The organism is Pseudolabrys taiwanensis (assembly GCF_003367395.1).
GTDB classification, from domain to species: domain Bacteria; phylum Pseudomonadota; class Alphaproteobacteria; order Rhizobiales; family Xanthobacteraceae; genus Pseudolabrys; species Pseudolabrys taiwanensis.
Map to the genome: position 1 here is coordinate 2,804,585 of NZ_CP031417.1, position 26,257 is coordinate 2,830,841.

The window sequence follows — 26,257 nt, forward strand, 5'->3', positions numbered from 1 at the left end:
CCGCCGCTACTCCTGCAGCTGCTGCGCGAACAGCACGATGGTCTTGCGGTAGATCTCCGACCTGTTCCACTCGCGCATGACCTGGAAGTTCTCGGTGCCCTCGGTGTAGGGCGCCCCGGCGCGCCAGCCGTTCGTCTTCAACAGATTGGCGGTGGAGGCGAGCACGTCCGGCACCGAGTGGCGCAGGTCGACATGGCCGTTGCCGTCATAGTCGACGCCGTACTTGATGTAGGACGACGGCAAAAACTGCGTCTGCCCGATCTCGCCGGCGAAGGCGCCCTTCAAATCCGACAGCGGCAGATCGCCCCGCTGCAGGATCTGCAACGCGGCGATGAGCTCGCCCTGGAACAGCTCGGTGCGGCGGCAGTCATGCGCGAGCGTCGCCAGCGTGCGCACCACCGGGCGCTTGCCCATGTCGCCGCCGCCATTGTCGGTTTCGAGCGTCCACACCGCCATCAGGATTTCGCGCGGCACGCCGAACTGGCGCTCGATGCGCGAGAGCAACTGCGCATGCCGCTGCATCAGCGCCTTGGCGCGCTTGACGCGGGCCGGGATGACGCGCGTGCGCGCATAGTCCTCGAAGGATTTGCGGAAGGTGTAACGCTGGCGCTTGTCGAAGGCGAGCACCTCCGGATCGGGCGAGAGGCCGGCGAAGGCCTGGTTGATGACGCCCTGGGACACGCCGGCGCCCTGCGCCTCGCGCGCGATCTGGCCGAGGAAGGTCTGGAAGTTGCCGCCGCATTGGGCGGCGTAAGCCGGCGCGGCAAAGGCGAAAAGCGCGACGAATAAGGCGGTCAGTCGGGTGAGCATGCCGGTTCCTGCGTTGTCGTTCCCCGGCGCCCTTGTAGCGGGCGGAACGGGACTTGTCCTCTCCCCCGCCCGGCGGCGGAGGGACGCGGCCTCCGCCCCACGCCGCTCATTCCCGCGAAAGCGGGAATCCAGCGCTGGGTCCCCGCTTTCGCGGGGACGAATGGAGAAGCTCACACACTCGTGTGTAACCGTGTGTGGCCCCGCGCCGAATAAGCCTCGATAGTCCGCGACACGCTCCTTCGGAGGAACCGCACCATGCTCAAACGCCCTGCTTTCATCGTCGCCCTCGCGCTCGCCGCCTTCCCCTATTGCGCGCAGGCGGAAACCGCCGTCGTCATCCCGCCACCGCAGGCGGCCGCGCCGAGCGACGGCAAAGATGCCGGGCTGCAAACCGCCGTGCTGGCCGGCGGCTGCTTCTGGGGCGTGCAGGCCGTCTATCAGCACGTCAAAGGCGTCACCAGCGCCGTGTCCGGCTATGCCGGCGGCGCGCAGAAGGATGCCTATTACCAGACCGTCGGCTCCGGCCGCACCGGCCACGCCGAGAGCGTGAAGGTGACCTACGACCCGAAACAGATTTCCTACGGCAAGATTTTGCAGATCTACTTCTCGGTCGCGCACGACCCGACGCAGCTCAACGCGCAAGGGCCCGACGAAGGCCCGCAATATCGCTCGGAGATTTTCCCGCAGAACGAGGCGCAGGCGAAGATCGCCAGGGACTACATCGCGCAGCTCAACGCCGCGAAGGTGTTCAAGCGGCCGATCGTCACCAAGACCGAGACGATGAAGGCGTCATTCTTCCCGGCCGAGGCCTATCACCAGGACTACGCGACCCTGCACCCCTATCAGCCCTACATCGCCATCAACGACGCGCCGAAGGTGGCGAACTTGAAGAAGGTGTTCGCGGCGGAATGGCGGGAGAAGCCGGTGTTGGTGGGAGAGAAGATGGGGGAGTGACGGGCTCGAGACTGGGCACAAGCCAGAGCCGCAAGCCTTGCGCCAAGCGCCGCGAACGATCGACCGCGGCGCACACCGTCAAGTCAACGCACGCGCTCGAACGTATCGGAGCCGGCATGAATCGCTTGCCAAAGCTCTTTGGGACTCTCCGGGTCGTTCGTGGTCGTCGTCATCTGCCACAGCGTGAAGATTTGCTCTTTGCCGGCAGCATCGACGACCATTTGGCCGACCCAGGCCGTGATTGACGCGTAATCGGTCCAATTGACGATGAACGAGATGAGTTCATTATCGACATTGCCGATCAACGGATGCGGCGGCGTCGGTGTGCCGTTTGAGCTCACCGCGCTCGTGTAGGTGCCCGAGACCGATGAACCGTTGACGGTCAGCTCCATGACGGAGTCGAGTTCGTTTTTCCATTTGCCGTTGAAGTTCGGATTGGCCGCGGCCTTCATGTCCCTAGCGATACCCATCACTCCCCCCTGCTTCTGCACGCGAACTAGCACGCGGCTTCAATTCAACAATAAATTGTCTTTCTTTACAATACACGTAACGTGGACAAGCTGGGCGCGCTAAATGGCGCAAGGGCCCGACGAAGGCCCGCAATATCGCTCGGAGATTTTCCCGCAGGACGAGGCCCAGGCGAAGATCGCCAAGGACTACATCGCGCAGCTCAACGCCGCGAAGGTGTTCAAGCGGCCGATCGTCACCAAGGCCGAGACGATGAAGGCGTCATTCTTCCCGGCCGAGGCCTATCACCAGGACTACGCGACCTTGCACCCCTATCAGCCCTACATCGCCATCAACGACGCGCCGAAGGTGGCGAACTTGAAGAAGGTGTTCGCGGCGGAGTGGCGGGAGAAGCCGGTGTTGGTGGGGGAGAAGATGGGGGAGTGAGCGGTGAGCCGACGTAGTACAGGACAATTACGTTAAGTCTGGTCACTCAGTTCTTTGCGACTTTAGAAACTTAATAATCGCCCCATACGACGCAATTTCCCTCCTCTGCTGCATCGACGGAAATATCTTCAGATAACCTAAGATGCCACCCAGTTCCGGAATCATACGAACTCCCTTGTCGGGGCTCACCGAAGCGGCGTGAAATTTTGCTCGCACCAGCTTCCGAAACGCGCGACTTGGTTGGGCAAACTCGTTAACAACAACTCCAGTGACTCTTTGCTGCCCACTTCGATGAGCAATCCGTGTCTTTTCCTGATTTATCTTCAAACCGAAATCAGAAATGGCTGCTTCGAAGATACGGATTGCATCAGCAATGTCCCTCCTTCGCGGACCACTAATAGAGATGTCATCTGCATATCGCGTGTAAGCGAGTCCCCTCGCCTCACAAACAGCACTCATCTTTTTATCGACGTCGTACAGAAGAGCATTGGAGATAATCGGACTGGTAGGCGCACCTTGCGGAAGAGCCCCCCAATTGGGGCAAAGCTTGGCAATCGCCATCGCCTCAAGCGGCGCAAAGTTATTTCTCGTTAGCAATGAGATTATCGCACCCTCAGTGATAGTCCCAAAAAAGTTCTCGATATCGACATTGCCCACGAACATACTTCTTTTGTGACACTCAGCATTTGTCGCAATCGAGCGACCGAAACGGAAGGAATGTACGGCATCATGGACCGGAAGGCGGTGAAGAACGAAATCGTTCAAAAACCACTGAATTACTTTCAAGAAGACACGTGGACTTTCAATTAAGCGCGTCCCTCCACCCTTTTTTGCAACAGGAAAAGCCCGATAATGCGAACTCTGACGGCGCGAAATATTCCAAACCAGTTGAGGAGATAAACCTAGGCAAAGGCCGATGCCCGAGTAATCGAAACAAAAAACGTTGCCGTTCGCTCTTTTGGCTTGGTCCAAATCTTGGAAAGACAATAGATTAGGAAAAGTGTCGCGTGAGCGCCGGGTTGGACCAGTTCGAGTAATGAACTGCCCTTGAATGCGCGGCCAATAAGCTTGGCCGTTAGCGAAGCGGCGTCCGAAGGACGAACGGCCAAGGTTATTGGCCGCGCGTCCTTTTACGATAGTGCTGGTATCCGAAGCTGGTGAAACACCAGCCAATTCCGTACCGAGCTCACGCGACTCGATAAATCTACCTCGGCGAGCATCCCGTAGCAAATATGCTCTAAATTTATCCCGCTTCTTCCTTATATCTGGCGGCAGGTAAAGTGAGCCCAACAATGTTAGCGAATAGTAAGCCATCGTACGGCGCTCAACTTCGACCACTCGATTGACAGACTCCTGCTCCCGAAGAAATTGTTCGAACTCTTCAACGTCAGGAAGTGTGCCACTTTCGGGAAATACAAACTTGAGGAAAGCACGAACTTCACGAGCAGAAGCTGGCTGCAAAACACCGAGGGCCAACAAGGCCATTTTTGCATTGAGAACTTTCTTCATCTTGGCTTCCGCCCAACCCTCGGACGCCCTCGCTTGTTATCTACTGTAAGAATTCCTCGTCTGCTTTTAAGTCTTTGAAGGAGGCTCGCGGGGTCATAAGCGCTAAAGTTCACAAACTCCACTTTTCCAAATGCATCGACCGCGGCCGCAGGCCCCGAGTTCAAATAGCTTCGATGACTTTTGTACTTTTCTTCAATGAGGACGATGCAATCGGTTTTCGTATTGTCGATGAGGCCATCGTCATGCACGAAATGCCAGCTAAAAAGAGCTAATTCACAGAACGAACCTGCGCTTGACGCGATAATAACCACTGCACCGCAGCGCGATTGAATAAACTCAAGTTCGTTGTCTTGCGAGTTAATGCCGATGTGGTGAATTTCCTCATTGTCTAGACCATCGTCTTCTCCAAGAACGACCTCAAAGTTTTCACGCTCTAAGAGTTCTTTTAATCGCCTTCTGAGGAGAGCTGACGGCTCTTCACTCGTTAATGAAGGACCACATAAAAAAACGATGAAAGGCGACTCACTCGCCGCGTCAACAAACTCCTTTCTATAGGAAGTTAGAGTATCGACGAGTTTCATCGCCCGAATCACGATAGAAATATCTCGTAACTTACTGCCCCCTCTCCACTTGACGAGCGTTCCCAACGGTTTCCCACAACCTACGTTTGGTAACTTTAGGGTGCCGGCGTGAACGGGGGCAGCACGGCCGCTCCGAGCCCGATACGTTCTCAGGGATGAGAATGGGGAAGGCCGAAAAGAGAACGGCGGGAGTGACTCCCGCCGTTTTGATTCCGTGAGTACTGGATCCCCGCTTGCGCGGCGATGACCGGAGCAAGGCGCCAGCGCCGTGGCCGCCCCATTCTTCGAGACGCCCGCCTCCGCGCGTGCTTCGGCGGGCTCCTCAGGATGAGGGCGGAGCGAGGCCCTACTCCGCCGCGACTTGGCTCAGTTCGCCGGCGGCGGCCATTTCGCGGCGCAGCCATTCCGGCGCAATGTCGAAACCGTTCGGCCATGTCGGTGCGCCGAACTCGAGAAAGACGCGCGCGAAGTACTGTTCGTCGCGCAACGGCTCCATCACCGGACCGGGCTCCGCGACCATGGGCGCGAAGTCGTGCACGCCCTCGCTGCCGTCGCTGAAGCGAAGGCGCAGGCGAAAGCCGCCGAGCTTTTCGAGACGTGTGATCTTAGTCAGCATCGAGACCCGCGATCCGTTCGAGTGGGATATTAGCACGAGCGCGCTCCCAATTGGAGTGCAGCTCGGATTGGTGCGCCAAGGTCCATTGCTTGACGAGGCGCGCCGCCGTCCGCGGCAGACGCCCGTCGATAACCTCGCCGGTCGCGATCGCGATGTTGGCTTCGTGCTCGCCGTACGTCGCCTCGAAATGCGGCGGCGGGTGATCCTTGAAGTACATGCGGATCGCGATGCCGTAGAACCATGCAATCGTAGGCATGGCCTTCACTATCATAAGTTGCAAAATGAAGAAAGTCGGGCGCGCGGCACACAAAATGAAAAGCGGCGGGAGCAACTCCCGCCGTTTCGTCTTCGACTGTCGTCCCCGCGCAGGCGGGGACCATAGGTGCGTTATCGTAATAACGAACGGCGGGCCTTTGCCCGCCGTTTTGATTCCGTAAGTACTGGATCCCCGCTTTCGCGGGGATGACCGGAGCAAGGTGAAGGTGAAGAAGCCTACGCAGCCTTGCGCTGGTGCTTACCTTCCTTCACCTCCTCGATGATCTTCTTTGAGAAGGCCTCGAGGTCGCCGGGGTTGCGCGAGGTGATAACGCCGTTGTCGGTGACGACCTCCTTGTCCTCCCACGTCGCGCCGGCGTTCATCACGTCGGTCTTGATCGAGTGGTAGGAGGTCATCTTCTTGCCCTTGGCGATGCCGGTTTCGACCAGCAGCCAGGGCGCGTGGCACACCGCGGCCACCGTCTTGCCGGCGTCGTAGAAGGCCTTGATGAGCGCGAGCGCGTCCTTGTTGACGCGCAGGAGATCGGGATTGATCTGCCCGCCGGGCAGCACGATCGCGTCGTAGTCGCTCGCGCGCGCGTCGCCGAGCGGCTTGTCGACCTTCACCTTGCGGCCCCAGTCCTTCATGTCCCAGCCTTTGATCTCGCCCTGCTCGGGCGAGACGATGTCGACCTGCGCGCCCGCGGCTTTCAGCCGGTCGCGCGGCACTTCGAGTTCCGATTGCTCGAAGCCGTTGGTGGCGAGAATGAGAATGCGCTTGCCGTCGAGCGGGCCTGCCATGGCGGTCTCTCCTTCGTGTTCGGGGTTGTCGCCAGGACAACGGACAAGACGCGCGGAGGTTTCGTGGCGGGCAAACGCAAACGGCGGGCGCTGGGGCCCGCCGTTTTGATTGAGGTCATCCGCTCACCCACCCGCTCATTCCCGCGAAAGCGGGAATCCAGCGCTGGGTCCCCGCTTTCGCGGGGACGAACGAAGCAGCTCAGTTATCGAGGAACGAGCGCAGCTTGCGCGACCGCGACGGGTGCTTGAGCTTGCGCAGCGCCTTCGCCTCGATCTGACGGATGCGTTCGCGCGTCACCGAGAACTGCTGGCCGACTTCTTCCAGCGTATGGTCGGTGTTCATGCCGATGCCGAAGCGCATGCGCAGCACGCGCTCTTCGCGCGGCGTGAGCGAGGCGAGCACGCGCGTCGTCGTCTCGCGCAGGTTCGACTGGATCGCCGCGTCGATCGGCAGGATCGCGTTCTTGTCCTCGATGAAATCGCCGAGGTGCGAGTCCTCCTCGTCACCGATCGGCGTTTCGAGCGAGAGCGGCTCCTTGGCGATCTTGAGAACCTTGCGCACCTTCTCCAGCGGCATGCCGAGCTTCTCGGCGAGCTCTTCCGGCGTCGGCTCGCGGCCGATCTCGTTGAGCATCTGGCGCGACGTGCGCACGATCTTGTTGATCGTCTCGATCATGTGCACCGGGATGCGGATGGTGCGCGCCTGGTCGGCGATCGAGCGGGTGATCGCCTGCCGGATCCACCAGGTGGCGTAGGTCGAGAACTTGTAGCCGCGGCGGTACTCGAACTTGTCGACCGCCTTCATCAGGCCGATGTTGCCTTCCTGGATGAGGTCGAGGAACTGCAGGCCGCGGTTGGTGTATTTCTTGGCGATGGAGATGACGAGGCGCAGGTTCGCCTCCACCATTTCCTTCTTGGCCTGGCGCGCTTCGCGCTCGCCCTTCTGCACCATCTGCACGATCTTGCGGAACTCGGCGATCTCGACGCCGGTCTGCGCCGCGAGGTCGTGCACGAGCTGGCGGATGTCCTTGATCCGGTCCTTCTCCTGCGCGACGAAGTTCTTCCAGCCCTTGGCCGACAGCTTCGAGACGCGGTTGAGCCAGCGCGGATCGAGCTCCGAGCCCATGTAGTTGCGCAGGAAGTCCTCGCGCGCCACGCCGTAGCTCTCGCCGAGGCGCATCAGCCGGCCTTCGTTGGTCACGAGGCGCTTGTTGATGTCGTAGAGCTGCTCGACCAGCGAGTCGATGCGCGCCTGGTTGAGGCGCAGCGACTTCACGTGGCCGATGATCTCTTCCTTGAGCTTGCGGTACTTGCGCTCCTGCGTCGGCGACAGCGAGGCGCCGGTCGACGCCTTCAGCCGGTTCTCGATGTCCTGCTCCTGCAGGCGGCGCAGCTTCTTGAACTGGTCGGCGATGTTGTCGAAGGTCTCGACCACCTTCGGCTTGAGCTCGGCTTCGATCGCGGCGAGCGAGAGCGAACCCTCCATGTCGTCTTCGTCGAAGTCGGACTCGGCCGCGGCTTCGCCCGGATCCTTCTCCTCGTCGTCGCCGCCGGCCTTGAACGGCGTCGCGGCCGCGGGCGCCGATGGCGGCGCCGGCGTCTGCACGACCGACAGATGCGGCGCGCCCGGCACCGGGGCGCCGCCGTTCAGCGGCTTGCCGTCGGGACCGACGGGGGCCGGCTGCTGCAGCTTGGCGTCGGGGCCGGCATAAGTGGCCTCGAGATCGATGATGTCGCGGAGGAAGACTTTGCCTTCGTTGAGCTCGTCGCGCCAGATGATGATCGCCTGGAAGGTCAGCGGGCTCTCGCACAGGCCCGCGATCATCGCTTCGCGGCCGGCCTCGATGCGCTTGGCGATGGCGATTTCGCCCTCGCGCGACAGCAGCTCGACCGAGCCCATCTCGCGCAGATACATGCGCACCGGATCGTCGGTGCGCTCGGACGGCTCTTTCTTCTCGGTGACGGCGAGCGACTTCGACTTGGCCTCGACCAGATCGGTGCCCGAATCCTCTTCGTCATCGTCGCCGTCGTCGGCCTTGTCCTCGGCGTCCTCGTCGGCGCTGTCGTCGTTCTCGATGACGTTGATGCCCATCTCGGAGATCATCGCGAACACGTCTTCGATCTGGTCGGAGGTCACTTCCTCCGACGGCAGCACCGCGTTGATCTGCTCATGGGTGACATAGCCGCGCTTTTTCGCGGCCTTGATCATCTTCTTGACACCGGCGTCGGTTAGATCGAGCAACGGCAACGGAGAGTCGGTCGCGCCCTCGGCGTCCTTCTCCGGGGTCTCTTCTTTCGCCTGCGCTGCCTTGACCTTGCTCGCCATCTTTACCCTCTCTTAGGACCGTTCTGGCCCCGCACACACGCCGCAACGGCGGCCGGCGCGCTGCGGATGGTCAAAAAGGGCCGGGCCTCGATGAAAAGGCACCGCCCCTCGAATCAGGTCGTCAGTCTCGTGGAGCCCGCTTAAGCTCCCCTTAACCCTGCCGCGGTCCGGGGAAGTCGACCTAAATCCCTTCGCCGGCCCTCTTCTTCTCTTCCTTGTCCGACGCAGGGCCCGTCCCGGCGGGACTCTGCGCTACGGCCCTATAAAGTACGCGCGCCCCGACCGGAAGAGGCTCCAAAGCCCTCGATCAAGGCCTCCGTCCCGTCCATCTGGGCGAGCCGGTCCTTCACGTCGCGCAACCGGAGGTAGTTGGCCTCACTGGACTCCTGTCCGAGCGCCTGCTCGGCGTCCTTGAGCTCCTTAGTTAGTGAATGCCACTGACGATGCAAGGCAACAAGCTGCTGCCACGTCACCAAAACGTCGTTTGGCGCGGCGTTTGGCCGGGTGCCCCAGACCGACGCCGTGGTGATCGCGGCTGCCACCCGCTCGATCAAGCTGTCGAGGTCGCGCCGCGCCAGTTCCTCCTTCAGGCCCTCCGCATCGAGCGCGGCAGCATGGGCCGCGATATCGATCAGCGCGTTTTTCAGCCGCTCGGCATCGGGATGCCGGAATTCGAGCGAGGCCAGTTCCTCCAAGTGGTCGTGCAGCAACCACGGATGATTGAGCGCCGACTGGAGAATCAGCGCCTCGCGCCGCGGCACCGATGTGCGATGACCACGGTGCAGCGGGCTCAATGCGAGTTGCTGGCTCACGACGACGTATGGAGCCGCCCGGCCCGACGCCCCCGGCCGCGGGAAACCGCTGCCTGACAAAGGCGGCCAGGCGCCGCCCGGCCGCTGGCCCCCGCGCCAATTGCCCTGGCCCTGCCCTCGCCCCTGCCCTTGTCCGCGCCAGGGCCCCCGCGCCGACCCCGCGCCGGAGGCCGGCGCGAAGAACTGCGCGAGACGCTCGGCGAAATCCTGGCGGTAGTATTTGCGCACGCTCTCGTCGGCGATCGCCTCGGTAAGCCCATTGATGCGCGCTTCCAGCGCCGCGCGCCGTTCCGGCGTGTCGAACTGGTGCCCTTCGGTCTCGCGCGCCCACAGCATCGCCGCGAGTGGCTTGGCCGCGGCGACAACGTCCTTCAACGCTTCGGGACCGGCCGAGCGGAGCAGATCGTCGGGATCCTGCCCTTCCGGCAGCAATGCAAAGCGCAGGCTCTTGCCGGGCTTGAGCCGCGGCATGGCGATGTCGACGGCGCGATAGGCGGCGCGCACGCCGGCCTTGTCGCCGTCGAAGCAAAGCACCGGCTCGTCGGCCATCTTCCAGAGCAGACCGAGTTGATCCTCGGTGAGCGCCGTGCCGAGCGGCGCCACGGCGCCGCCGAAACCGGCCGTCACCATCGCGATCACGTCGACATAACCTTCGACCACGACGACGGCGGCGCCGTCATGCACGGCCTGGCGCGCGGCGGCGCCGTTGTAGAGGTTCGAACCCTTATGGAAGAGCGGCGTCTCGGGCGAGTTGAGATATTTCGCCGGGACGTCCTTTTCCAGCGCGCGTCCGCCGAAAGCGATGATCCGTCCGCGCATGTCGGTGATCGGGAACATCACGCGGTCGCGGAAGCGATCATAGGGCACCGGGATGTCGTCGCCGGCAATCAGCAACCCCGCTTCCACCATGTCCGGCACCGGAATGCCCTGGCCGCCGAGATATTCCTTGAGCGCGAAACGCTCGCTCGGCGCGTAGCCGAGCCTGAATTTGTGCTGGGTCGCGGCGTCGATTCCACGATCGGCGAGATAACCGCGCGCCTTGGCGCCCGCGCGCGCGGCGAGCGTGTCCTGGAAGAACTTGGCCGCCAGTTCCATGACCTCGTGCAACGACTTGCGGTGCGCCTCGCGCTGCTCGTCCTCCCGGGAGACTTTGGGCAGGGGCACGCCGGCGAGTTGCGCCATGCGCTCGACCGCTTCGGGGAAGCTCACCCCTTCGGTGGCCATGATGAAATCGAAGATGTTGCCGTTCTTGCCCGACGAGAAGTCGAACCACATCATCTTCGCATCGTTCACGAAGAAGGACGGGCTCTTTTCCTTGTTGAAGGGCGACAGGCCCTTCATCTCGCGCCCCGCGCGCGTGAGCTTCACGCGCCGGCCGACCACCTCCGAGACGGGGATGCGGGCACGCAGCTCATCGAGGAACTGGGGCGAAAAGCGCATGAGTTATGGTTCGGACGCTGGGATGGCTGATCGTTAGCGGCTTTGCGGCGATTCTGCGAATCGGTACGCCGATCATAGGTCCGCGAGCGGTGCGTTTGCCGCGGGCATTGCCAAATGGCCCCCACGGGGCCCCGTTTCCGGCGTTTTCCTAGTTATGCACAGGGTCAGACAGCCTCGGTTTCCCTACACAATCGAGGCGGCCTTGAAATATACAATACATTTGTATATACATAACGAGTGGAAATTGAGGCGGGCTCCCTTTAGCCTACGGTGGGCGAGGGACAGCGATCGTCATGACGTCGTTCGAATGGGACGAGACGAAGCGCACCGCCAATGTCCAAAAGCACGGTATCGACTTTGCCGATGCGGCGCTGGTGTTTAACGACCCAGCGCATCTGATTTATCGATCGCAACGCCACACCGGCGAAGAACGATTCGTGGCGATCGGAACGGTAGGCGCAAAGATAATCGCGGTGATCTTTACCGAGCGCGGCGACAATGTCCGTATCATCTCCGCGCGAACGACCCGACGGATCGAGCGAGAGCTTTATGGTCGCTAAGAAAATGAAAGAGGACATCGTCACGTTGATCGCGTCGCTTCCCGACGGTACCCACATTGTAGAGCATGCGGATGGTCAGCTCGAACGTCGGAAAAGCCTCACGGATTGGGAACGACTTCGACATATGACCGATGCGGAGATCGAAGCGTCGATCAAAGACGACCCCGACTGGAGTGATGACTGGAATTGGTCCGAAGCCGTCCTCGTCGTGCCGCCCAAGAAGAAAGCCATCTCCATCCGCGTCGACGAAGACGTGCTCGATTATTTCAAGAACGAAGGCGCCGGCTATCAGCGGCGCATAAACGCCGTGCTCCGCTCCTACATGGAGCAGAAGAAGGGCAAGACGAAAAAACGGGCGTAGGTTGACGCGCGCGCTGAAGCCGGCTTCGCCTCCGAAGGCTTGCCCGCCGCCTAGAACGTATAGCGCTTGCCGACTGCCGACGGCGCGAGCACCTTGTCGCCGAACGCCGAGGCCAGCGCGGTGAGCGCGCGCCAGCCGGTGCAATGACCAGCCGCGATCTGCGACAGACCGAAGCCGCCCATCGCGGCGACGGTCTGCGGAATGATCGCCTCGTTGGCGCCCGACAAATGCAGCCCGCCCATCACCGCATGCAACGGCGTCCCGGCGAAACAGTCGCGGGCATGCGTCAGCACATTGACGATGCCGGCGTGCGAGCAGGCGCTGAGCACGACGAGCCCTTTGCCCGCGACGTTCACCGCCAGCCAGCGCTCGTCCATCAACAACTCGTCCGGCTCCCAACCTGAGCCGTCCTCGGTCTGGCGCACCTGACCCGGCAGGCCGCGCTCGAACGCCGTGACGCGCGGGATCTCGCCGCTGACGTGAAACATGCCATCGAGGAAGGTCTGCGGCTCCGTCGTCACGACGACATCGGCGCCCTGCGCGGTGAGATCGGCAATGCCCGGCACATCGTCCATGTAGCGCAGCCCGCCATTCGGCAGCCGCATCGCCCGCGAGCGGAACATGCCGGGATGCGCATAGTACGGCACGGTCCGCGCGCCGTTGCGCGCGCGGATGGCGCCGAGAGCCGCGAACATCGCGCCCGAATGATCCCAGTGGCCGTGCGAGAGCACGATCGCCTCGACCTCTCCGAGATCGGCGCCGAGCCGCGAGCAATTACGCTCGAAGGCGAAGTCCTCGGGGCCGCTGTCGAACAGTACCGTGTGCCGACTATTTCCGCGCACCGCGGTCAGCAACGCCGAGAAGCCGTGCACGGCGCAACACAGACAGCGCCCCGACGAGGCGCGCAGGCCGCGCCGCGTGGCGAACGCGAACTCGTTCTCCACGTTCGGCGGCGTGCTCGACAAACCATCGGTCGTATTATCGACGAGAACTTGAATTTCGAGACGATCGACGGCGACCAGTCCGACCATTCACTGCGGCTCCATGCCCGAGTCCTTGACCACCTGCCCCGCCACCGCGCGCACGGCCTTGATCTCCGCGGCGAACTTCTCAGGCGTGCCAACCGCCGGCACCAGGCCGCGCACGAGAATGTGCCGCTCCTGGAATTCCTTGTTGGCGACGACCTTTGTAATCTCGCGGTTGAGCTTGTCGATGATCTCCTTCGGCGTGCCGGGAGGCGCGAACAGCCCGTACCAGGTTTCCGACGGCGGGCCGTTATAGCCGATATCGGTGAAGATCGGCACGTTCGGCAATTGCGGCGTGCGGATATTGTTGGTGAGCACGAGCGCCGTCATCTTGCCGGCGGTGATTTGCGAACTGACGTTGCCCAGCCCGATAAGACCGATCGGCGTCGTGCCGGAGAGGATCGCATTGACGGCTTCGCCGCCGCCTTTGAACGGGACGCGCACCCAATCGGCGCCTTTGTCGCGCTTCAAGCTCTCCATATAGACGACGAGCGGCAGCGAGGCGGTGAGATAATTGAGCGTGCCCGGCTTCTTCTTGGACAGCGCCACGAGCTCATCGACGCTCTTCACGCCGAGATCGCTGTTCACCACCAGCACCTGAATCAAGTGAAACAGGTTGACGATCGGCTTGAGGTTCTCCGGATCGTAGGGAAGGTTCTTGAACAGATACTGGTTATAGGCGGCGTTGTCGGCATTGATGATGCAGATCGTGTAGCCGTCCGGCGGCGCTTCGGTACAGGCGCGCGCGCCGATATTGCCGGCGCCGCCCGGCCTGTTCTCGACGATAAGCGGCTGGCCGAGCGACTTGTGCAGCTCTTCGCCGAGCGCGCGCATGAAGATGTCGCTGATGCCCCCCGCGCTCGACGTGGTGATGACGCGGATCGGGCGGTTCGGATAATCGTCGGCGTGGGCGACGGTGGCGATCGACAGCAAAGCCGCGGCAAGCCACGGCGCGAAGGCAAGGCGAAGCCTCATGGCGTATTCTCCCGGGCGGCCGTTTTTGATTGTGACGCGGGGCCGCTCCCCGGATGAGTCTAGCCAAGAACTTTCAATTCGTCTGCGCCCTCATGACTGACCGTGTCTCATTTAGCATCGTGAAAGATGATGCCGAGCGTGTGCCGCTGACCCGCGCGCAGGCGGCTCACGCCGTGCCGGAGGTTCACGCGGTAAGTGCCGCGCGTACCCGCGACCGGCCGGTGATGCACGGCGAAGATCACCACGTCGCCTTGCGCCAGCGGCACGACGTCGGCGCGCGACTGCATGCGCGGGCGCTGCTCGGTGATGACGAATTCGCCGCCGGCGAAGTCCTCGCCGGGCGCCGACAGCAGCAGCGTCGCCTGTAGTGGGAACGCAAGCTCGCCGTAGAGATCCTGATGCAGACAGTTGTAGTCGCCGGCCTGGTATTGCAGCAGCAACGGCGTCGGCCGCCTCTGGCCGGCGTCGTGGCAGCGCGTGAGGAAATCGGCGTGCCTTTCGGGATAACGCGTGGCGATGCCCATGCGCGCGTTCCAGTCATTGGCGATGGGCGCGAGCTTGGCATAAAGCGCGGTGCGCAAACCCGCGATCAGCGGCGGCAGCGGATAAGCGAAATACTTGTACTCGCCCTCGCCGAAACCGTGCCGGCGCATGACGACGTGGCTGCGGAAATGCGCGTCGTCCGGATAGAGCGCGGCGAGCGCACGGCATTCTTGAGGGGAGACGAGGCGTTCGATGACGGCAGAGCCGCGCGCGGCAAGATCGTCCGCGACGCGGGACCAGTCGGATTGTTGCAGGGTCTTGGCCATGTCCATGGCCGGTATGTGGACCGTGGACTGAGCGTCAGCCACCCGGTTTCTGCCGTTGACCCGTCACCCTGAGGTGCGAGCCGCGCAAGCGGCGAGCCTCGAAGGGCGACGGCCGAGCCGCGTCAGCGCGAGCTGTGGCCGTTCATCCTTCGCGGCTCGCTGCGCTCGCACCTCAGGATGACGGATCGAGGTGGTCGACCATACCGATGATCGCCGCTAACCCGCCAGCTTCGCCTTCACCAGGCCCGAGGCTTTGCCGAAGTCCATCTGGCCGGCGTATTTGCCGCGCAGGATGCCGATCACCTTGCCCATGTCCTTCATGCCGGCGGCGCCGGTCTCGGCGATGGCGGCGTCGATCGCCGCGGTCATCTCGGCGTCCGACATCTGCTTCGGCAGATAGGCGGAGATGACGGCGATCTCCTCCTCCTCCTGCTTCACGAGGTCGTCGCGGCCGCCCTTCTTGTAAAGCTCGACCGATTCCTGGCGCTGCTTGATCATCTTCTGCAGGATCGACAGCACGGCGGCATCATCGAGCGGCTTGCCCGAGGTGCGGGCCTCGATGTCGGCGTTCTTGAGCGTCGAGTTGACCATGCGCAGCGTCGAGACCGCGCGCTCGTTCTTGGCCTTCATCGCCTCGGTCAAGGCTTTGTTAATGTCGTCGCGCAGCACGGGTCACCTCATGAGGTCGCATAACGGGGGCCGAAGAGAATGATGGCGGCGCCGATCAGACAGACGCACACGCCGATCACATCCCAGCGGTCCGGCCTTACTCCTTCCACGACGCGAAGCCAAGCGAGCGACGCGACAATGTAGATGCCGCCATACGCGGCATAAGCACGCCCGGCCGCCTCGCTTTCGACCAGGGTCAAGAGATAGGCGAACAGCATCAGGCTGGCGACGCCGGGCACGAGATACCACGGCGACTTCTCGAGCCGCAGCCACGCCCAGAAGGCGAAGCAGCCGGCGATCTCCGCCAACGCCGCGCCGGCATAAACCAGCACCGACTTCATGCGCGCTCACATCACCGGCTGATGGCCGGCGTTCTCACCGAAGGCTTCCTCGCGGTAGAGCCCGAGCGCCTGCATCACCGGCAGGTCGTTGAAGTTGAACAGGCAGGCATCGTCGGTGTCCGAGGCGTTGCCGTGTTCGTGGAAGGCCCAGGCCGGCACGCAGAAGATGTCGTGGCGCTTCCAGTCGAAGCGGCGGCCGTCGATGATCGAATAGCCTTCGCCCTTGGCCACTTGATAGATCGAGCAACCCGTGTGGCGGTGCGCGCGCGTCTTCTCGCCGGGCCGCAGCATCTGCATCGCCGCGCCGATGGTCTGCATGACGGGCCCGCCGGTCTGCGGATTGACGTAGTTCATCAGCACACCGTCGAAGGGCGAGCCGTCGGTCGCCTTGGCGTATTTGCTCAGCGCCTCGTAGGTCGGCTCCCACTCGTATTTCAGCAGCGGCGAATAGGCCTTCTTCCAATCCGAACCGGCCGGCTGCAATCCGGGCGCGCCCCAAGTGAGCGAGGCGTCGTCCACCGCATAAGTCACCGCCTGTTTCAGGTCGGGATGCACGGCGTAGAAATTCGCTTCCAGCGAATTGACCAGGGGGATGTCGAGGCCGTCCTGCCAGATGCAGGGACTGCCGGAGGCTTCGACGCCATGCTCGTGCCAGGTGCCGTTCGGCGTCAGCACGAAATCGTTCTCGCCGAGCGTCATCTTGTGGCCGTCGACGATGGTGTAGGCGCCGCTGCCTTCCATGATGAAACGCAGCGCCGAGGCCGAATGGGCATGCGCCGAGGCGACCTCGCCCGGCTTCATCACCTGGAGCCCGGAATAGAGCCAACCGCAGGCGGCGGCGACGTCGCGGCGGCCGGGATTGTTGAGGTAGATCACCCGGCGGCCGGCCTTTTCGGGGGCGACCAGCTCGATCGAGCGCAACACGTGGTCGCGCAGGTCGGCATAGCGCCACAGCACCGGCACGGACGCCGACTTCGGCTCCCAGGGCTCGATCTTGTTGGCGACGGTCCACAACGCCGCGGTATCGAAGCGCTCGAGCTCGTCATAATAGGCGGCAAGCTCCGGGGTCTCCTCGACATTGGCCCGGCCGGCCACGTCCTCCCGGTAGTTCTCCCTCACAGGCTTGGTCATCGCCGCCTCCTTCACCTATTTCCGGCAGGGATATTATCCAAAGCGGTCTGTCGCGCCAGCGCGGGCCGCCCCTTGCCTCTCCCCTTATAATACGCAAGTAAGAGACCATGACCCAGACACAGACGAATTCAGCCGCAGGTTGGGCGGAGCCCAAACCCACGGCCCTGTTGGTGCTGGCCGATGGAACCGTTCTGGAGGGTTTCGGGCTCGGCGCCACCGGCACGGCGGTCGGCGAGGTGTGCTTCAACACCGCCATGACCGGCTACGAGGAGATTCTGACCGACCCCTCCTATGCCGGTCAGATCATCACCTTCACGTTCCCGCACATCGGCAATGTCGGCACCAACGAAGAGGACATTGAGAGCCTCAACATGGCGGCCCGCCCGGGCGCCTGCGGCGCGATCCTCCACACCGGCATCACCCAGCCGTCGAACTACCGCGCCACCCGCCACCTCAACGAGTGGCTGAAGGCCCGCGACATCATCGGCCTCTCCGGCATCGACACGCGCGCGCTCACCGCGCTGATCCGCGAGAAGGGCATGCCCAACGCCGTGATCGCGCACGATCCGGCCGGCAAGTTCGACCTGCCGGCGCTGAAGAAGCAAGCGCGCGAGTGGCCGGGCCTCGTCGGCATGGATCTGGTGCCGCAGGTGACCAGCGGTCAGCGCTTCACCTGGGACGAGACCGAGTGGGCCTGGGACAAGGGCTATGGCCGGCAAACGAGCCCGGAATTCCACGTCGTCGCCGTCGACTACGGCATCAAGCGCAACATCCTGCGCCTGCTCGCCTCGGCCGGCTGCAAGGTGACGGTGGTGCCGGCGACGACCTCGGCCGACGACATCATGGCGCTCAAGCCCGATGGCGTGTTCCTGTCGAACGGCCCGGGCGATCCGGCCGAGACCGGCAAATACGCCGTGCCGGTGATCCAGCAGGTGGTGAACTCAGGCACGCCGACCTTCGGCATCTGCCTCGGCCATCAGATGCTTGGCATCGCGCTTGGCGGCAAGACCGTGAAGATGCATCAGGGCCATCACGGCGCCAATCATCCGGTGAAGGACGTCACGACCGGCAAGGTCGAGATCACCTCGATGAACCACGGCTTCGCGCTCGACAAGGACACGCTGCCGGCGAGCGTCGAGCAGACGCACTTCTCGCTGTTCGACGGCTCCAATGCCGGCATCGCTCTCAAGGACAAGCCGGTGTTCTCGGTGCAGTATCACCCGGAAGCCTCGCCCGGCCCGCGCGACAGTCATTACCTGTTCACGCGCTTCGTCGAGCTGATGCGCGAGAAGAAGAAGGCGAAGGTTTAGACACTGTCATCGCCGGGACGCGCCGAAGGCGCGGAACCCGGTGATCCCGCTGAGTGAAGCACAGTGCCCGCCTAAGCGGGATGACCATGCCCTTCAAACTCGCCATCTTCGATTTCGACGGCACGCTGGCGGATTCCTTCCCGTGGTTCGCCAGCGTCATCAACGAGACCGCCGACAAATTCCGTTTCCGCCGCGTCATGCCGGACGAAGTCGACAGCCTGCGCGGCAAGTCTTCGCGCGAGATGATGCGGATCCTCGGCGTGTCGGCGTGGAAGCTGCCCTTCATCGGCAACTACATCCGTAAGCGCAAGGCGCAGGACCTGCACGGCATTCCACTGTTCGCCGAGACACCGGCGGCGCTGCGGCGGCTGAGTGAGACGGGCGTCGGTCTCGCCATCGTCAGCTCCAATTCCGAATCCAACATCCGCGCCATGTTCGGACCGGAGACCGCGGCGCTGATCGCACATTATGAATGCGGGTCGTCGCTGCACGGCAAGGCCAAGCGTTTCAAGGCGGTGCTGCGCAAAAGCGGCTTCACCGCGCGCGAGGCGATCGCGATCGGCGACGAACTGCGGGACATCGAGGCCGCGCGCGCCGCCGGTATCCCCTTCGGCGCCGTCACCTGGGGTTACACGCATGGCGCGGCCCTGAAGGCGGCGGGGCCCGACTTTGCCTTCGACACCTTCGCCCAGATGGTGGAAACGATCGTTGCGCCCAGGCGTTGAGGCGGCATGCAAAAACCGCTCACCTTTCTCTTCTCAGACGACGGCAAGGTGCCGAACAATCCAGCCCTGCCCGTGCTCGTCTACGAAGCCGCACTCGGCCTCCGCGATGCGACCGACCCGGCCGCTGAGATCGAGACGCTGTTCAAGGCCAACGGCTGGGGCCGCGACATGTGGCGGAACGGCGTCTACCCCTTCGTCCACTATCATTCGATGATTCACGAGGCGCTCGGCATTGCCCGCGGTCATGCCCGCATCCAGCTCGGTGGCCACCAGGGCCAGGTCCTCGACCTCAAGCCGGGTGATGTCGCCATCCTGCCGGCCGGCACCGGCCATCAACGGCTTTCGGCCACCGACGACTTCCTGGTCGTCGGCGGCTATCCGCCGGAGGGCACCTACAACCTCTGTCGCGGTGACAATCCCGCGGAACGTGATAAGGCGTTGCAGACGATCCCGCGCGTAGCGCTGCCGTCGAGCGACCCCGTGCTCGGCAAGGAAGGCGGCCTGCCCGTTCTCTGGACCCGGTGATGGACTGGATCAGCTTCTACGACTTCAAGCATTCCGTGATCTACGTGAATGAGCGTCACCGCGACGTTCATTACCGCACCATCGCGACCGACATCAGCAAGCTGGTGCCCTCGCCCGACGCCAACGTCATGGATTACGGCTGCGGCGAGGCGACGTCCGCCAATCTGGTCGCCACCGCAAGCGGGCACCTGACCTTGGTCGAGGCCGCGCCCAACGTGCGCGCCGCGCTGAAAGAGCGCTACGCGTCCAATCCGAAAATGTCAGTGATGAACCCGGACGAGGCGGCGGCGACGCCCGATCACTCCGTCGACATGATCGTGCTGCACTCGGTTGCGCAGTATCTCACCGGCGACGAACTCGACGCCATGATGGCGACCTTCCGTCGCCTGTTGAAGCCGAACGGCATCTTCGTGCTCGGCGACATCGTGCCGCCGCAGATGGCCTCGGTGTGGGCCGCGCTGTCCCTTCTGAAGTTCGGCGCGCAGAACGGCTTCTTCTGGGCCGCGGTCGGCGGTCTGATCCGCATTCTGGTGTCGGACTACTTCACGCTGAAAAAGACGCACGGCCTGTCGCATTACACCGAGGCCGAGGCGCTGGCGAAGCTGAAGGCCGCCGGCTTCGAACCGAAGCGCGCCGCGCACAATATCGGCCACAACCAGCATCGCATGACGTTCCTGGCGCGGCCGGCGTGAGACTTTATTAGTACGGAATGAATCGCCGCAAGAGAGGCCCTGTCGTCCCCGCGAAAGCGGGGACCCAGTACTCCGCAGTTTATCGATAGGCTGCGGCGTACTGGATCCCGGGTCTCGCGGAGCCTGTCATCGGGCCGCGCTTCGCGCGGACCCGTTGGCTCGCCCGGGATGACGAACGTAGAGTACGCGCCTCGGACTCAGCGCCTACTTCTTCCCGATGTGCAGCGTGTCGATGACCGCCGTGTAGCGGGCGAGATCGTCCTTCATGAACTGCGCGTATTGCGCGGTGCCGTTCTCCTGCAGCTGCATGCCGAGCGTGACCATGCGTTTGGTCATCTCCGGCTCGCGCAGGATCTTCGCCGTCGCCTGCTGCAGGCGCGCGACGATCGCCGGCGGCATGCCGGCCGGACCTTGCAGGCCCAGCATGGTCGCGACGTCGAACCCCTTGTAGCCGAGTTCGTCGCAGGTCGGCACCTCCGGCAGCGTCTCATCGCGCTTGAGAACGCTGATGCACAGTGCTCGCACTTTGCCGTCGCGGATGAGCGACAGGACGTTGGGAATGCCCGACCAGCCGGCGTCGATCTCGCCGGTCAACAGCGCATTCACCAGCCCGGTGCCGCCACGATACGGCACGTGCAGCATCTCGATGCCCGCGCGTTGCGCGAAGATGACCATGGTGAGCTGGTGGATCGAGCCGGCACCGGCCGAGCCGAAGCTCATCTTGCCCGGCTTCGACTTGACGAGCTTGACGAACTCGTCGAGCGAATGCGCCGGAACGGAAGGCTTCACGACCAGAACGGTCGGCAGCGTCGCCAACGCGGTGATCGGCGTGAAGTCCTTGATCGCGTAGTTGGCATCGGCGTTCATGGCGATGTTGATGGCGACACCGCCGGAATCGTTGAGCATCAGCATGTAGCCGTCGGGCTTTGCGGCCGCGACCTGTTTGGCGGCCAGCACGCCGCCGGCGCCAGGCACGTTCTCGACGACGAAGGCGCTGCCCAACGTCTCACTGAGACGGTTGCCGAGCAGGCGCGCGAGCACATCCGGATTGCCGCCTGGCGCGGAAGCCGCGAGCAGGCGCACCGGATGCGAAGGATAGGCACTTGGGTCCTCGGCCCGCGCGGCCGAGAGCATGATCAGGGTGCAAAATGCGACATGAACGGCCGCTTTCGCGATTCGACTTCCCGGCATTGGCCTCCCCATTTTTTGTTGTTTATGTGTCGCTCCAGATATCCCGCGCCAGTTCGCAGACCAAAGCAAGCTTGCGCTTCTGCACCTCCGGCGTGACGGGATTGCCCGTATCGACACTGGCGAAACCGCATTGCGGACTGACCGACAGCCGGTCGAGCGGGACGAATTTGGTGGCGTCTTCGAGCCGGCTGCGCAGCGCGGCTTTGTCTTCAATGACCGGCGACTTCGAGGATACGAGGCCGAGAACGATGTGCTTGCGGGCGGGAACGTAACGTAGCGGCGTGAAGCTGCCGGCGCGCGGCGTGTCGTATTCCAGGAAATAGAACGGGATCTCCAGCGCGTTGAACAGTCGCTCCGCGACCTCTTCATAGCTGCCTTCGGCGTGCCAGTGACCGCCGCGATTGCCGCGGCACAGATGCATGCCGATGCGCATGTTCGGCGGCGCCGCGCGCAGCACGCGGTTGGTCACCGCGATGTATTTGTCGATCAGTTCGCTCCAGTTGTCGCCGCGCGCGGCGAGGCTTGCCTGCACGTCGGGATCGCCGAACTTCGCGAACGCGGTCTCGTCGATCTGCACATAGCTGCAGCCCGCGTCGGCCAGCGACTTCAGCTCGAGAGTGAAGGCTTCCACCGTGTCCGACCAGAACTGATCGGTGTCCTTATAAGCGCTCGCCGTCACCGCCGCGTCGCCGCCGCGGAAATGCAGCGCGCACGGACCCGGGATCGTGATCTTCGGCAGTCGCTCGGAATTCGCCTTCAGGAAGGCGACATCGGGACCGTTGATCGGATGCGTCCACTTCACGCGGCTGCGGATGAGCGCCATCGGCTGCGCGCCGCGGCCGCCACCATCCTTTGCACCGACCGCGTCCGCACCGCCGATCGTGTCGATGCTCAGATCGCCGAGCTGACGATAGAAGAAGCTGTGATAGGAGCGGCGCCGAAACTCGCCGTCGGTTACGAACTTGAAGCCAAGCTGTTCCTGCAGCCGGATGGCATCGCGGATGGCCTGGTCCTCCGCCACCGTCAGCGCATCCCGGTCGATCTCTCCGCGTTCGAAGCGCTCGCGCTGGCGCAGCAATTCCGCCGGCCGCAGCAGACTGCCGACATGCTCGGCGCGAAATGGCGGATTGACCGTCGCAACGGCGGCGTGGACGTTCATGGCGATTTCCTACCCTAGCAAAGCGCGGCGTCCCTTTGAGTCCGGGCCGCTCGCATGTTGTCACGGTCAGCCTAGGGGTTGACGGCGTCACGACGAAAGCGCTGATTGTGCAAAAGAGTGTCGCATATTTGTCGACAATGGATCCGCCATGGACCGTCTGAAGGCGATGCAGAGTTTCGTGCGGGTGATGCGCGCCGGCAATTTCTCGACCGCGGCGCGGCAGCTCGGCGTCTCGCGCGCGCTGATCTCGCGGCACATCATCGCGCTCGAACAGCATCTCGGCTTTCCGTTGCTCAGCCGCTCGACGCGCAACGTGGCGCCGACCGAAGCCGCGCACTCTTATCTGGAGTTCTGCGAAGGCGTCTTGCGCGAAATGGAGCGCGAGCAGGAGTTCGGTCATTACCGCGAGAAGACCGCGACCACCGTCAAGATGGTGGGACCGAAGTCGTTCGGCACGCTCAAGCTCGCCGATGCCATTCTGGCGCTGGCGAAGGCCGAGCCGCAGCTTCAATTGTCGTTGTCGTTGGAGGACTTCTCGTTTCGCGCCAACGAATTCATGGAGAAGGGCTACGACATCGCGATCTGCATCTCCTCGATCAACGACTCGGCGCTGATCTCGCGGCGTATCGCGACGCTCGAATGGCTGGTCTGCGCGGCGCCCGATTACATCCGGCGGCACGGCCGGCCGAACCATCCGCAGGATCTCAAGCACCACGCCTGTCTCGCGCATCTCAATCTCGAGCCGAACGACCGGCTGTGGCGCTTCGACAGCGACGGCAAGCGGTTGTCGGTGAAGATCGATGGGCCGTTCCAGTCCAACAGCGCCCTGCTGCTGCGCGAGGCGACGTTGCGCGGACTCGGCATCGCCATCCTGCCGCTTTACGCGGTCGCCGAAGACGTCGCAGCGGGGCGGCTGACGCCGCTGCTGCGCCGCCACCGGCTTGGGTCGCGGCCGCTCGCCGCGGTCTATCCGCGCTCCCTGGCGCGTTCGAGCAAGGTCAAGACCGTGAATTCATGGCTGATGCGCTGGTTCAGGGAGCACGACCCCAACACCTACGCCGACTGACGCGGCGACCGTTGCCTAGATGACGCCGTGCAGGCGCGCGAGCAGAAACAGAACGGCGCAGACGAGGACGAAGCACAGCCCCTGCCAAAACAACAAAGGATGGCGCTCGATCAGCGGCGCCGGCACCGGATCGAGAAACGCGCGCGGCGGATGACGCAGGTCGAAGACGAACTCCGATAGTTCGCTGTAGCGCTTGAACGGATCGGGCTGAACCGCCTTCTCCAGCACCTTGTCGAGCCAAGCGGGAATGGCGCTGTTGTCGCCGATCGCCGGGCGATACTTCAATTTGCGCTGCTGCGCGCGCGTACGGGTCGTCGCCACCTTCGCGCCATAAGGCAGCCGGCCGGTCAACATCTCATAGGCGATCACGCCGAGCGAAAAGATGTCGGAGCCCTGCGCGCCGCTCTCGCCGAGGAAGTACTCCGGCGCGGTGTATTGCGGCGTGCCGAGGATATCGTCCGCGGCCTCCGGCTTGGCTTCGACCACACCGGCGACTTTGGTCGAGCCGAAATCGATGATCTTCACGGTGCCGGTCTTGTCGATCATGATGTTGTCGGGCCGGATATCCTGGTGCAGCACCTCCATGCGGTGGAAAGCCTGCAGCCCGGCGGCGATCTGCTCGACGATGCCGCGCACCGTTTCCACATCCGGCTTGGGGTTGTCCGTCATCCACTGCCGCAAGGTCTGGCCGTCGATGTACTCCATGACGACGTAGAGGTAGTTGCGTTTCCGGTCCTGGCCGCAGGGCCGGAGCACATGGGCGCTGTTGATGCGCCGCGCGACCCACTCCTCCATGACGAAGCGCCGCAGATAGGCCGGATCGCCGCGCAGATCGATCGAGGGAAGCTTGAGCGTCACCAGCGCGTCGCTTGCGGTGTCGACGGCAAGATAGATATGGCTGCGGCTCGAGCCGTGCAGTTCGCGCACGATGCGATAGCCGTCGAACACCATGCGCGCTTCGAGCAGCGGCGGCAGCGGCAGTTCCGACGGCCGGTCGACGACTTCACCCGCCTCGCCGTCCGGCACGGCGTCGATCCTGACGATCTGCACCGTGAGATTGTCGTTGCTGCCATTGCCGTAGGCCAGTTCGACGATACGCCGCGCCGCCCGGTCGAGATCGGCGTTGTTGTCCTTGACCGCGCCGACGATGTCCCGCGCGCCGACGTAATCGTACACGCCGTCGGTCGCCAGCACGAAGACGTCGTCTTTCTGGATCGGCAGGCTCTGATAATCGATTTCCACTTGCGCGCCGATGCCGAGCGCGCGGCCGAGATATGACTGTTCCGATGAAACGACGACGCGGTGGTCGTCGGTGAGTTGCTCGAGCGAATGGCCGGCAACGCGGTAGACGCGCGCGTCGCCGACGTGAAAGATGTGGGCGGTCGCCGATTTGACGACCATCGCGCTCAGCGTGCAGACGTAACCCTTGTCCTTGTCGTATGGATTGCGGCCGCGCCGCGTCTGCGCATGGAGCCAGGAATTGGTGGCCGCGATGACCCGCTGCGCGGATGTCTTCACGGTCCAGGTTTCCGACGTGCAGTAATAGTCGGTCAGGAAACTCTTGACGGCGGATTCGCTGGCGATGTGGCCGACATCGCTGCTGCTGATGCCGTCGGCAAGGACGATCGCGACGCCCTTCGCGCTGAGCAGCGGCTCCTGCGGCACCAGAACGCCGTGGAAATCCTGATTGGTCTCTTTGCGACCTTTATCAGAATACTGCCCGACCGATATTTTCAGCCCGCCCGGCATCGCCCCCGGCCAAAATGCAATGGGGCCTCACTCTAACAGGCGAGGCCCCACCGCTTGAACTTTAATTACGCGACCTTGCGGAGTTCGACCGTGCGCTTCGGCGCGGTGCGGACGTGCGTCGCGTAAAGCGTCAGGCCGGTGAAGGCGAGGCCGCCGACGAGGTTGCCGAGCGCGGTCGGGATCTCGTTCCAGATGAAGTAGTCGAGGATCGAGAACTTGGCGTGCAGCATCAGGCCCGCCGGGAACAAGAACATGTTCACGACCGAATGCTCGAACACCATGTAGAAGAACAGGAAGATCGGCATCCACATGGCGACGACTTTGCCGGTGACGTTGGTCGACACCATCGCACCGACTACGCCGGTCGACACCATCCAGTTGCACAGCATGCCGCGGATGAACAAGGTTGCCATGCCCGCCGCACCATGCGACTCATAGCCGAGCGTGCGGCTTTCGCCAATATTGCCGATGACGGTGCCGACCTTGTCCGGCCCCTGCGTGAAGCCGAACGTGGTGACGAAGGCCATCATGAAAGCGACGGTGAGCGCGCCGGCGAAATTGCCGATGAACACCAGGGCCCAGTTGCGCAACACGCCCTTCACCGTGACGCCGGGCCGCTTGTCGAGCAAAGCCAGCGGCACGAGCACGAACACGCCGGTCAGCAGATCGAAGCCCAGCAGATAAAGCATGATGAAGCCGACCGGAAACAGGATCGCGCCGGCGAGCGGCTGACCTGTATTCACATTGATGGTGATCGCCATCCAGGCCGCCAAAGCGAGAATGGCGCCGGCCATATAGGCGCGCACCACCGTGTCCCGCGTCGACATGAACACTTTGGATTCACCGGCATCCACCATCTTGGTGGCGAATTCCGAAGGCACGAGATAAGACATTCCTGAGTCCCCCTTATAGGTGTGCGGAGCAGCCGGCAGCGTCAGCCGTGTTCGACGCTGTCCGAAGCGATGGGCGTG

General features: G+C 63.2%; 27 protein-coding genes and 1 pseudogene. 9 read left to right on the forward strand and 19 right to left on the reverse strand.

Annotated elements, in window-relative coordinates; genetic code table 11:
* Positions 1 to 6: 6 nt before the first annotated feature.
* Entirely contained in the window at positions 7 to 810 is an 804-nt protein-coding gene (locus DW352_RS13410; protein WP_115691798.1) for a lytic murein transglycosylase, read from the reverse strand.
* A gap of 255 nt (positions 811 to 1,065) precedes the next feature.
* Here DW352_RS13410 and msrA point away from each other — a divergent pair, with 255 nt between their 5' ends.
* The gene (gene msrA, locus DW352_RS13415) at positions 1,066 to 1,764 is read left to right on the forward strand and encodes a peptide-methionine (S)-S-oxide reductase MsrA (protein ID WP_115691799.1); all 699 of its coding nucleotides are present in this window, start codon (positions 1,066 to 1,068) and stop codon (positions 1,762 to 1,764) included.
* Positions 1,765 to 1,847: 83 nt separating this feature from the next.
* Here the strand turns inward: msrA and DW352_RS13420 are convergent, their stop codons facing one another.
* Positions 1,848 to 2,234 (reverse strand): avidin/streptavidin family protein, encoded by a 387-nt coding sequence (locus DW352_RS13420; protein ID WP_115691800.1) that lies wholly within the window; start codon positions 2,232 to 2,234, stop codon positions 1,848 to 1,850.
* Positions 2,235 to 2,343: 109 nt separating this feature from the next.
* On the opposite strand from DW352_RS13420, the pseudogene DW352_RS13425 reads away from it, so the two are divergent.
* A pseudogene (locus tag DW352_RS13425) lies at positions 2,344 to 2,658 on the forward strand (peptide-methionine (S)-S-oxide reductase); the annotation flags it as partial.
* 42 nt (positions 2,659 to 2,700) lie between these two features.
* Here DW352_RS13425 and DW352_RS13430 read toward each other — a convergent pair.
* The 7 genes from DW352_RS13430 to dnaG all read right to left on the reverse strand — a co-directional run bounded on the left by DW352_RS13430 (position 2,701) and on the right by dnaG (position 10,998).
* Positions 2,701 to 4,167, reverse strand: a complete 1,467-nt coding sequence (locus DW352_RS13430) for a reverse transcriptase domain-containing protein (RefSeq protein WP_115691802.1) — start codon at positions 4,165 to 4,167, stop codon at positions 2,701 to 2,703.
* The gene (locus DW352_RS26800) at positions 4,164 to 4,748 is read right to left on the reverse strand and encodes a hypothetical protein (protein WP_162826946.1); all 585 of its coding nucleotides are present in this window, start codon (positions 4,746 to 4,748) and stop codon (positions 4,164 to 4,166) included. Before DW352_RS26800 ends, DW352_RS13430 begins: the two co-directional genes overlap by 4 nt.
* A gap of 346 nt (positions 4,749 to 5,094) precedes the next feature.
* On the reverse strand, positions 5,095 to 5,364 hold the full coding sequence (locus DW352_RS13440; RefSeq protein WP_115691804.1) for a DUF2442 domain-containing protein: 270 nt from the start codon (positions 5,362 to 5,364) through the stop codon (positions 5,095 to 5,097).
* On the reverse strand, positions 5,354 to 5,620 hold the full coding sequence (locus DW352_RS13445; RefSeq protein ID WP_115694408.1) for a DUF4160 domain-containing protein: 267 nt from the start codon (positions 5,618 to 5,620) through the stop codon (positions 5,354 to 5,356). Before DW352_RS13445 ends, DW352_RS13440 begins: the two co-directional genes overlap by 11 nt.
* Positions 5,621 to 5,856: 236 nt before the next feature.
* Positions 5,857 to 6,420, reverse strand: coding sequence for a type 1 glutamine amidotransferase domain-containing protein (locus DW352_RS13450; protein ID WP_115691805.1), 564 nt, complete (start codon positions 6,418 to 6,420; stop codon positions 5,857 to 5,859).
* 199 nt (positions 6,421 to 6,619) lie between these two features.
* Positions 6,620 to 8,746 carry an RNA polymerase sigma factor RpoD gene (gene rpoD, locus DW352_RS13455; protein WP_115691806.1) on the reverse strand — a complete coding sequence of 709 codons (2,127 nt, stop codon included), beginning with the start codon at positions 8,744 to 8,746 and terminating at the stop codon, positions 6,620 to 6,622.
* A 260-nt stretch (positions 8,747 to 9,006) separates the two neighbouring features.
* On the reverse strand, positions 9,007 to 10,998 hold the full coding sequence (dnaG, locus tag DW352_RS13460; RefSeq protein WP_115691807.1) for a DNA primase: 1,992 nt from the start codon (positions 10,996 to 10,998) through the stop codon (positions 9,007 to 9,009).
* Positions 10,999 to 11,291: 293 nt separating this feature from the next.
* Between dnaG and DW352_RS13465 the strand changes: the two genes are divergently transcribed.
* Both DW352_RS13465 and DW352_RS13470 read left to right on the forward strand, forming a co-directional pair.
* Positions 11,292 to 11,558, forward strand: coding sequence for a BrnT family toxin (locus DW352_RS13465; RefSeq protein ID WP_115691808.1), 267 nt, complete (start codon positions 11,292 to 11,294; stop codon positions 11,556 to 11,558).
* Between the two features lie 4 nt (positions 11,559 to 11,562).
* Positions 11,563 to 11,919 (forward strand): BrnA antitoxin family protein, encoded by a 357-nt coding sequence (locus DW352_RS13470; RefSeq protein WP_245434108.1) that lies wholly within the window; start codon positions 11,563 to 11,565, stop codon positions 11,917 to 11,919.
* 50 nt (positions 11,920 to 11,969) lie between these two features.
* On the opposite strand, the gene DW352_RS13475 is transcribed toward DW352_RS13470, so the two are convergent.
* From DW352_RS13475 to DW352_RS13500, 6 genes are all read right to left on the reverse strand, one after another.
* Positions 11,970 to 12,950 carry an MBL fold metallo-hydrolase gene (locus DW352_RS13475; RefSeq protein ID WP_115691810.1) on the reverse strand — a complete coding sequence of 327 codons (981 nt, stop codon included), beginning with the start codon at positions 12,948 to 12,950 and terminating at the stop codon, positions 11,970 to 11,972.
* Complete coding sequence (locus DW352_RS13480; RefSeq protein WP_115691811.1) at positions 12,951 to 13,919, reverse strand: Bug family tripartite tricarboxylate transporter substrate binding protein; 969 nt, start codon at positions 13,917 to 13,919, stop codon at positions 12,951 to 12,953. It abuts the gene before it with no gap.
* A 107-nt stretch (positions 13,920 to 14,026) separates the two neighbouring features.
* Positions 14,027 to 14,728, reverse strand: coding sequence for a 2OG-Fe(II) oxygenase (locus DW352_RS13485; protein ID WP_245434474.1), 702 nt, complete (start codon positions 14,726 to 14,728; stop codon positions 14,027 to 14,029).
* 216 nt (positions 14,729 to 14,944) lie between these two features.
* Positions 14,945 to 15,397, reverse strand: a complete 453-nt coding sequence (locus DW352_RS13490) for a GatB/YqeY domain-containing protein (protein WP_115691813.1) — start codon at positions 15,395 to 15,397, stop codon at positions 14,945 to 14,947.
* Between the two features lie 8 nt (positions 15,398 to 15,405).
* Positions 15,406 to 15,738, reverse strand: coding sequence for a YnfA family protein (locus DW352_RS13495; protein ID WP_115691814.1), 333 nt, complete (start codon positions 15,736 to 15,738; stop codon positions 15,406 to 15,408).
* Between the two features lie 6 nt (positions 15,739 to 15,744).
* The gene (locus tag DW352_RS13500; RefSeq protein WP_115694409.1) at positions 15,745 to 16,869 is read right to left on the reverse strand and encodes a cupin domain-containing protein; all 1,125 of its coding nucleotides are present in this window, start codon (positions 16,867 to 16,869) and stop codon (positions 15,745 to 15,747) included.
* 107 nt (positions 16,870 to 16,976) lie between these two features.
* On the opposite strand from DW352_RS13500, the gene carA reads away from it, so the two are divergent.
* The 4 genes from carA (at position 16,977) to DW352_RS13520 (ending at position 20,121) form a co-directional block, all read left to right on the forward strand.
* On the forward strand, positions 16,977 to 18,179 hold the full coding sequence (gene carA / locus DW352_RS13505) for a glutamine-hydrolyzing carbamoyl-phosphate synthase small subunit (RefSeq protein WP_115691815.1): 1,203 nt from the start codon (positions 16,977 to 16,979) through the stop codon (positions 18,177 to 18,179).
* Positions 18,180 to 18,265: 86 nt separating this feature from the next.
* A complete protein-coding gene (locus tag DW352_RS13510; protein ID WP_115694410.1) occupies positions 18,266 to 18,904 on the forward strand; it encodes an HAD hydrolase-like protein in 639 nt (212 codons plus the stop codon).
* Between the two features lie 6 nt (positions 18,905 to 18,910).
* Positions 18,911 to 19,429: a hypothetical protein gene (locus DW352_RS13515; RefSeq protein WP_115691816.1), complete on the forward strand. Its 519-nt coding sequence runs from the start codon at positions 18,911 to 18,913 to the stop codon at positions 19,427 to 19,429.
* Complete coding sequence (locus tag DW352_RS13520; RefSeq protein ID WP_115691817.1) at positions 19,426 to 20,121, forward strand: class I SAM-dependent methyltransferase; 696 nt, start codon at positions 19,426 to 19,428, stop codon at positions 20,119 to 20,121. Before DW352_RS13515 ends, DW352_RS13520 begins: the two co-directional genes overlap by 4 nt.
* A 204-nt stretch (positions 20,122 to 20,325) precedes the next feature.
* Here DW352_RS13520 and DW352_RS13525 read toward each other — a convergent pair whose 3' ends face one another.
* Positions 20,326 to 21,312: a Bug family tripartite tricarboxylate transporter substrate binding protein gene (locus DW352_RS13525; protein WP_162826947.1), complete on the reverse strand. Its 987-nt coding sequence runs from the start codon at positions 21,310 to 21,312 to the stop codon at positions 20,326 to 20,328.
* Between the two features lie 22 nt (positions 21,313 to 21,334).
* On the reverse strand, positions 21,335 to 22,471 hold the full coding sequence (locus tag DW352_RS13530; protein WP_115691819.1) for a uroporphyrinogen decarboxylase/cobalamine-independent methonine synthase family protein: 1,137 nt from the start codon (positions 22,469 to 22,471) through the stop codon (positions 21,335 to 21,337).
* A 148-nt stretch (positions 22,472 to 22,619) separates the two neighbouring features.
* Here DW352_RS13530 and DW352_RS13535 point away from each other — a divergent pair, with 148 nt between their 5' ends.
* The gene (locus DW352_RS13535; RefSeq protein WP_115691820.1) at positions 22,620 to 23,537 is read left to right on the forward strand and encodes a LysR family transcriptional regulator; all 918 of its coding nucleotides are present in this window, start codon (positions 22,620 to 22,622) and stop codon (positions 23,535 to 23,537) included.
* A 15-nt stretch (positions 23,538 to 23,552) separates the two neighbouring features.
* Here DW352_RS13535 and DW352_RS13540 read toward each other — a convergent pair whose 3' ends face one another.
* Both DW352_RS13540 and DW352_RS13545 read right to left on the reverse strand, forming a co-directional pair.
* Positions 23,553 to 25,286 carry a bifunctional protein-serine/threonine kinase/phosphatase gene (locus DW352_RS13540; RefSeq protein WP_115691821.1) on the reverse strand — a complete coding sequence of 578 codons (1,734 nt, stop codon included), beginning with the start codon at positions 25,284 to 25,286 and terminating at the stop codon, positions 23,553 to 23,555.
* Positions 25,287 to 25,351: 65 nt separating this feature from the next.
* Positions 25,352 to 26,179, reverse strand: a complete 828-nt coding sequence (locus DW352_RS13545) for a formate/nitrite transporter family protein (RefSeq protein ID WP_115691822.1) — start codon at positions 26,177 to 26,179, stop codon at positions 25,352 to 25,354.
* Positions 26,180 to 26,257: the final 78 nt, after the last annotated feature.

Coding starts and splice junctions, on each gene's coding strand:
- DW352_RS13540 (WP_115691821.1), bottom strand. CDS start 25,286: ATGCCGGGCGGGCTGAAAATATCGGTCGGGCAGTATTCTGATAAAGGT.
- DW352_RS13510 (WP_115694410.1), top strand. CDS start 18,266: ATGCCCTTCAAACTCGCCATCTTCGATTTCGACGGCACGCTGGCGGAT.
- DW352_RS13470 (WP_245434108.1), top strand. CDS start 11,563: ATGAAAGAGGACATCGTCACGTTGATCGCGTCGCTTCCCGACGGTACC.
- DW352_RS26800 (WP_162826946.1), bottom strand. CDS start 4,748: ATGAAACTCGTCGATACTCTAACTTCCTATAGAAAGGAGTTTGTTGAC.
- DW352_RS13495 (WP_115691814.1), bottom strand. CDS start 15,738: ATGAAGTCGGTGCTGGTTTATGCCGGCGCGGCGTTGGCGGAGATCGCC.
- DW352_RS13535 (WP_115691820.1), top strand. CDS start 22,620: ATGGACCGTCTGAAGGCGATGCAGAGTTTCGTGCGGGTGATGCGCGCC.
- DW352_RS13525 (WP_162826947.1), bottom strand. CDS start 21,312: ATGCCGGGAAGTCGAATCGCGAAAGCGGCCGTTCATGTCGCATTTTGC.
- DW352_RS13480 (WP_115691811.1), bottom strand. CDS start 13,919: ATGAGGCTTCGCCTTGCCTTCGCGCCGTGGCTTGCCGCGGCTTTGCTG.
- DW352_RS13465 (WP_115691808.1), top strand. CDS start 11,292: ATGACGTCGTTCGAATGGGACGAGACGAAGCGCACCGCCAATGTCCAA.
- DW352_RS13440 (WP_115691804.1), bottom strand. CDS start 5,364: ATGCTGACTAAGATCACACGTCTCGAAAAGCTCGGCGGCTTTCGCCTG.
- DW352_RS13410 (WP_115691798.1), bottom strand. CDS start 810: ATGCTCACCCGACTGACCGCCTTATTCGTCGCGCTTTTCGCCTTTGCC.
- rpoD (WP_115691806.1), bottom strand. CDS start 8,746: ATGGCGAGCAAGGTCAAGGCAGCGCAGGCGAAAGAAGAGACCCCGGAG.
- carA (WP_115691815.1), top strand. CDS start 16,977: ATGACCCAGACACAGACGAATTCAGCCGCAGGTTGGGCGGAGCCCAAA.
- dnaG (WP_115691807.1), bottom strand. CDS start 10,998: ATGCGCTTTTCGCCCCAGTTCCTCGATGAGCTGCGTGCCCGCATCCCC.
- DW352_RS13485 (WP_245434474.1), bottom strand. CDS start 14,728: ATGGCCAAGACCCTGCAACAATCCGACTGGTCCCGCGTCGCGGACGAT.
- DW352_RS13445 (WP_115694408.1), bottom strand. CDS start 5,620: ATGCCTACGATTGCATGGTTCTACGGCATCGCGATCCGCATGTACTTC.
- DW352_RS13515 (WP_115691816.1), top strand. CDS start 18,911: ATGCAAAAACCGCTCACCTTTCTCTTCTCAGACGACGGCAAGGTGCCG.
- DW352_RS13545 (WP_115691822.1), bottom strand. CDS start 26,179: ATGTCTTATCTCGTGCCTTCGGAATTCGCCACCAAGATGGTGGATGCC.
- DW352_RS13420 (WP_115691800.1), bottom strand. CDS start 2,234: ATGGGTATCGCTAGGGACATGAAGGCCGCGGCCAATCCGAACTTCAAC.
- DW352_RS13500 (WP_115694409.1), bottom strand. CDS start 16,869: ATGACCAAGCCTGTGAGGGAGAACTACCGGGAGGACGTGGCCGGCCGG.
- DW352_RS13430 (WP_115691802.1), bottom strand. CDS start 4,167: ATGAAGAAAGTTCTCAATGCAAAAATGGCCTTGTTGGCCCTCGGTGTT.
- msrA (WP_115691799.1), top strand. CDS start 1,066: ATGCTCAAACGCCCTGCTTTCATCGTCGCCCTCGCGCTCGCCGCCTTC.
- DW352_RS13475 (WP_115691810.1), bottom strand. CDS start 12,950: ATGGTCGGACTGGTCGCCGTCGATCGTCTCGAAATTCAAGTTCTCGTC.
- DW352_RS13530 (WP_115691819.1), bottom strand. CDS start 22,471: ATGAACGTCCACGCCGCCGTTGCGACGGTCAATCCGCCATTTCGCGCC.
- DW352_RS13450 (WP_115691805.1), bottom strand. CDS start 6,420: ATGGCAGGCCCGCTCGACGGCAAGCGCATTCTCATTCTCGCCACCAAC.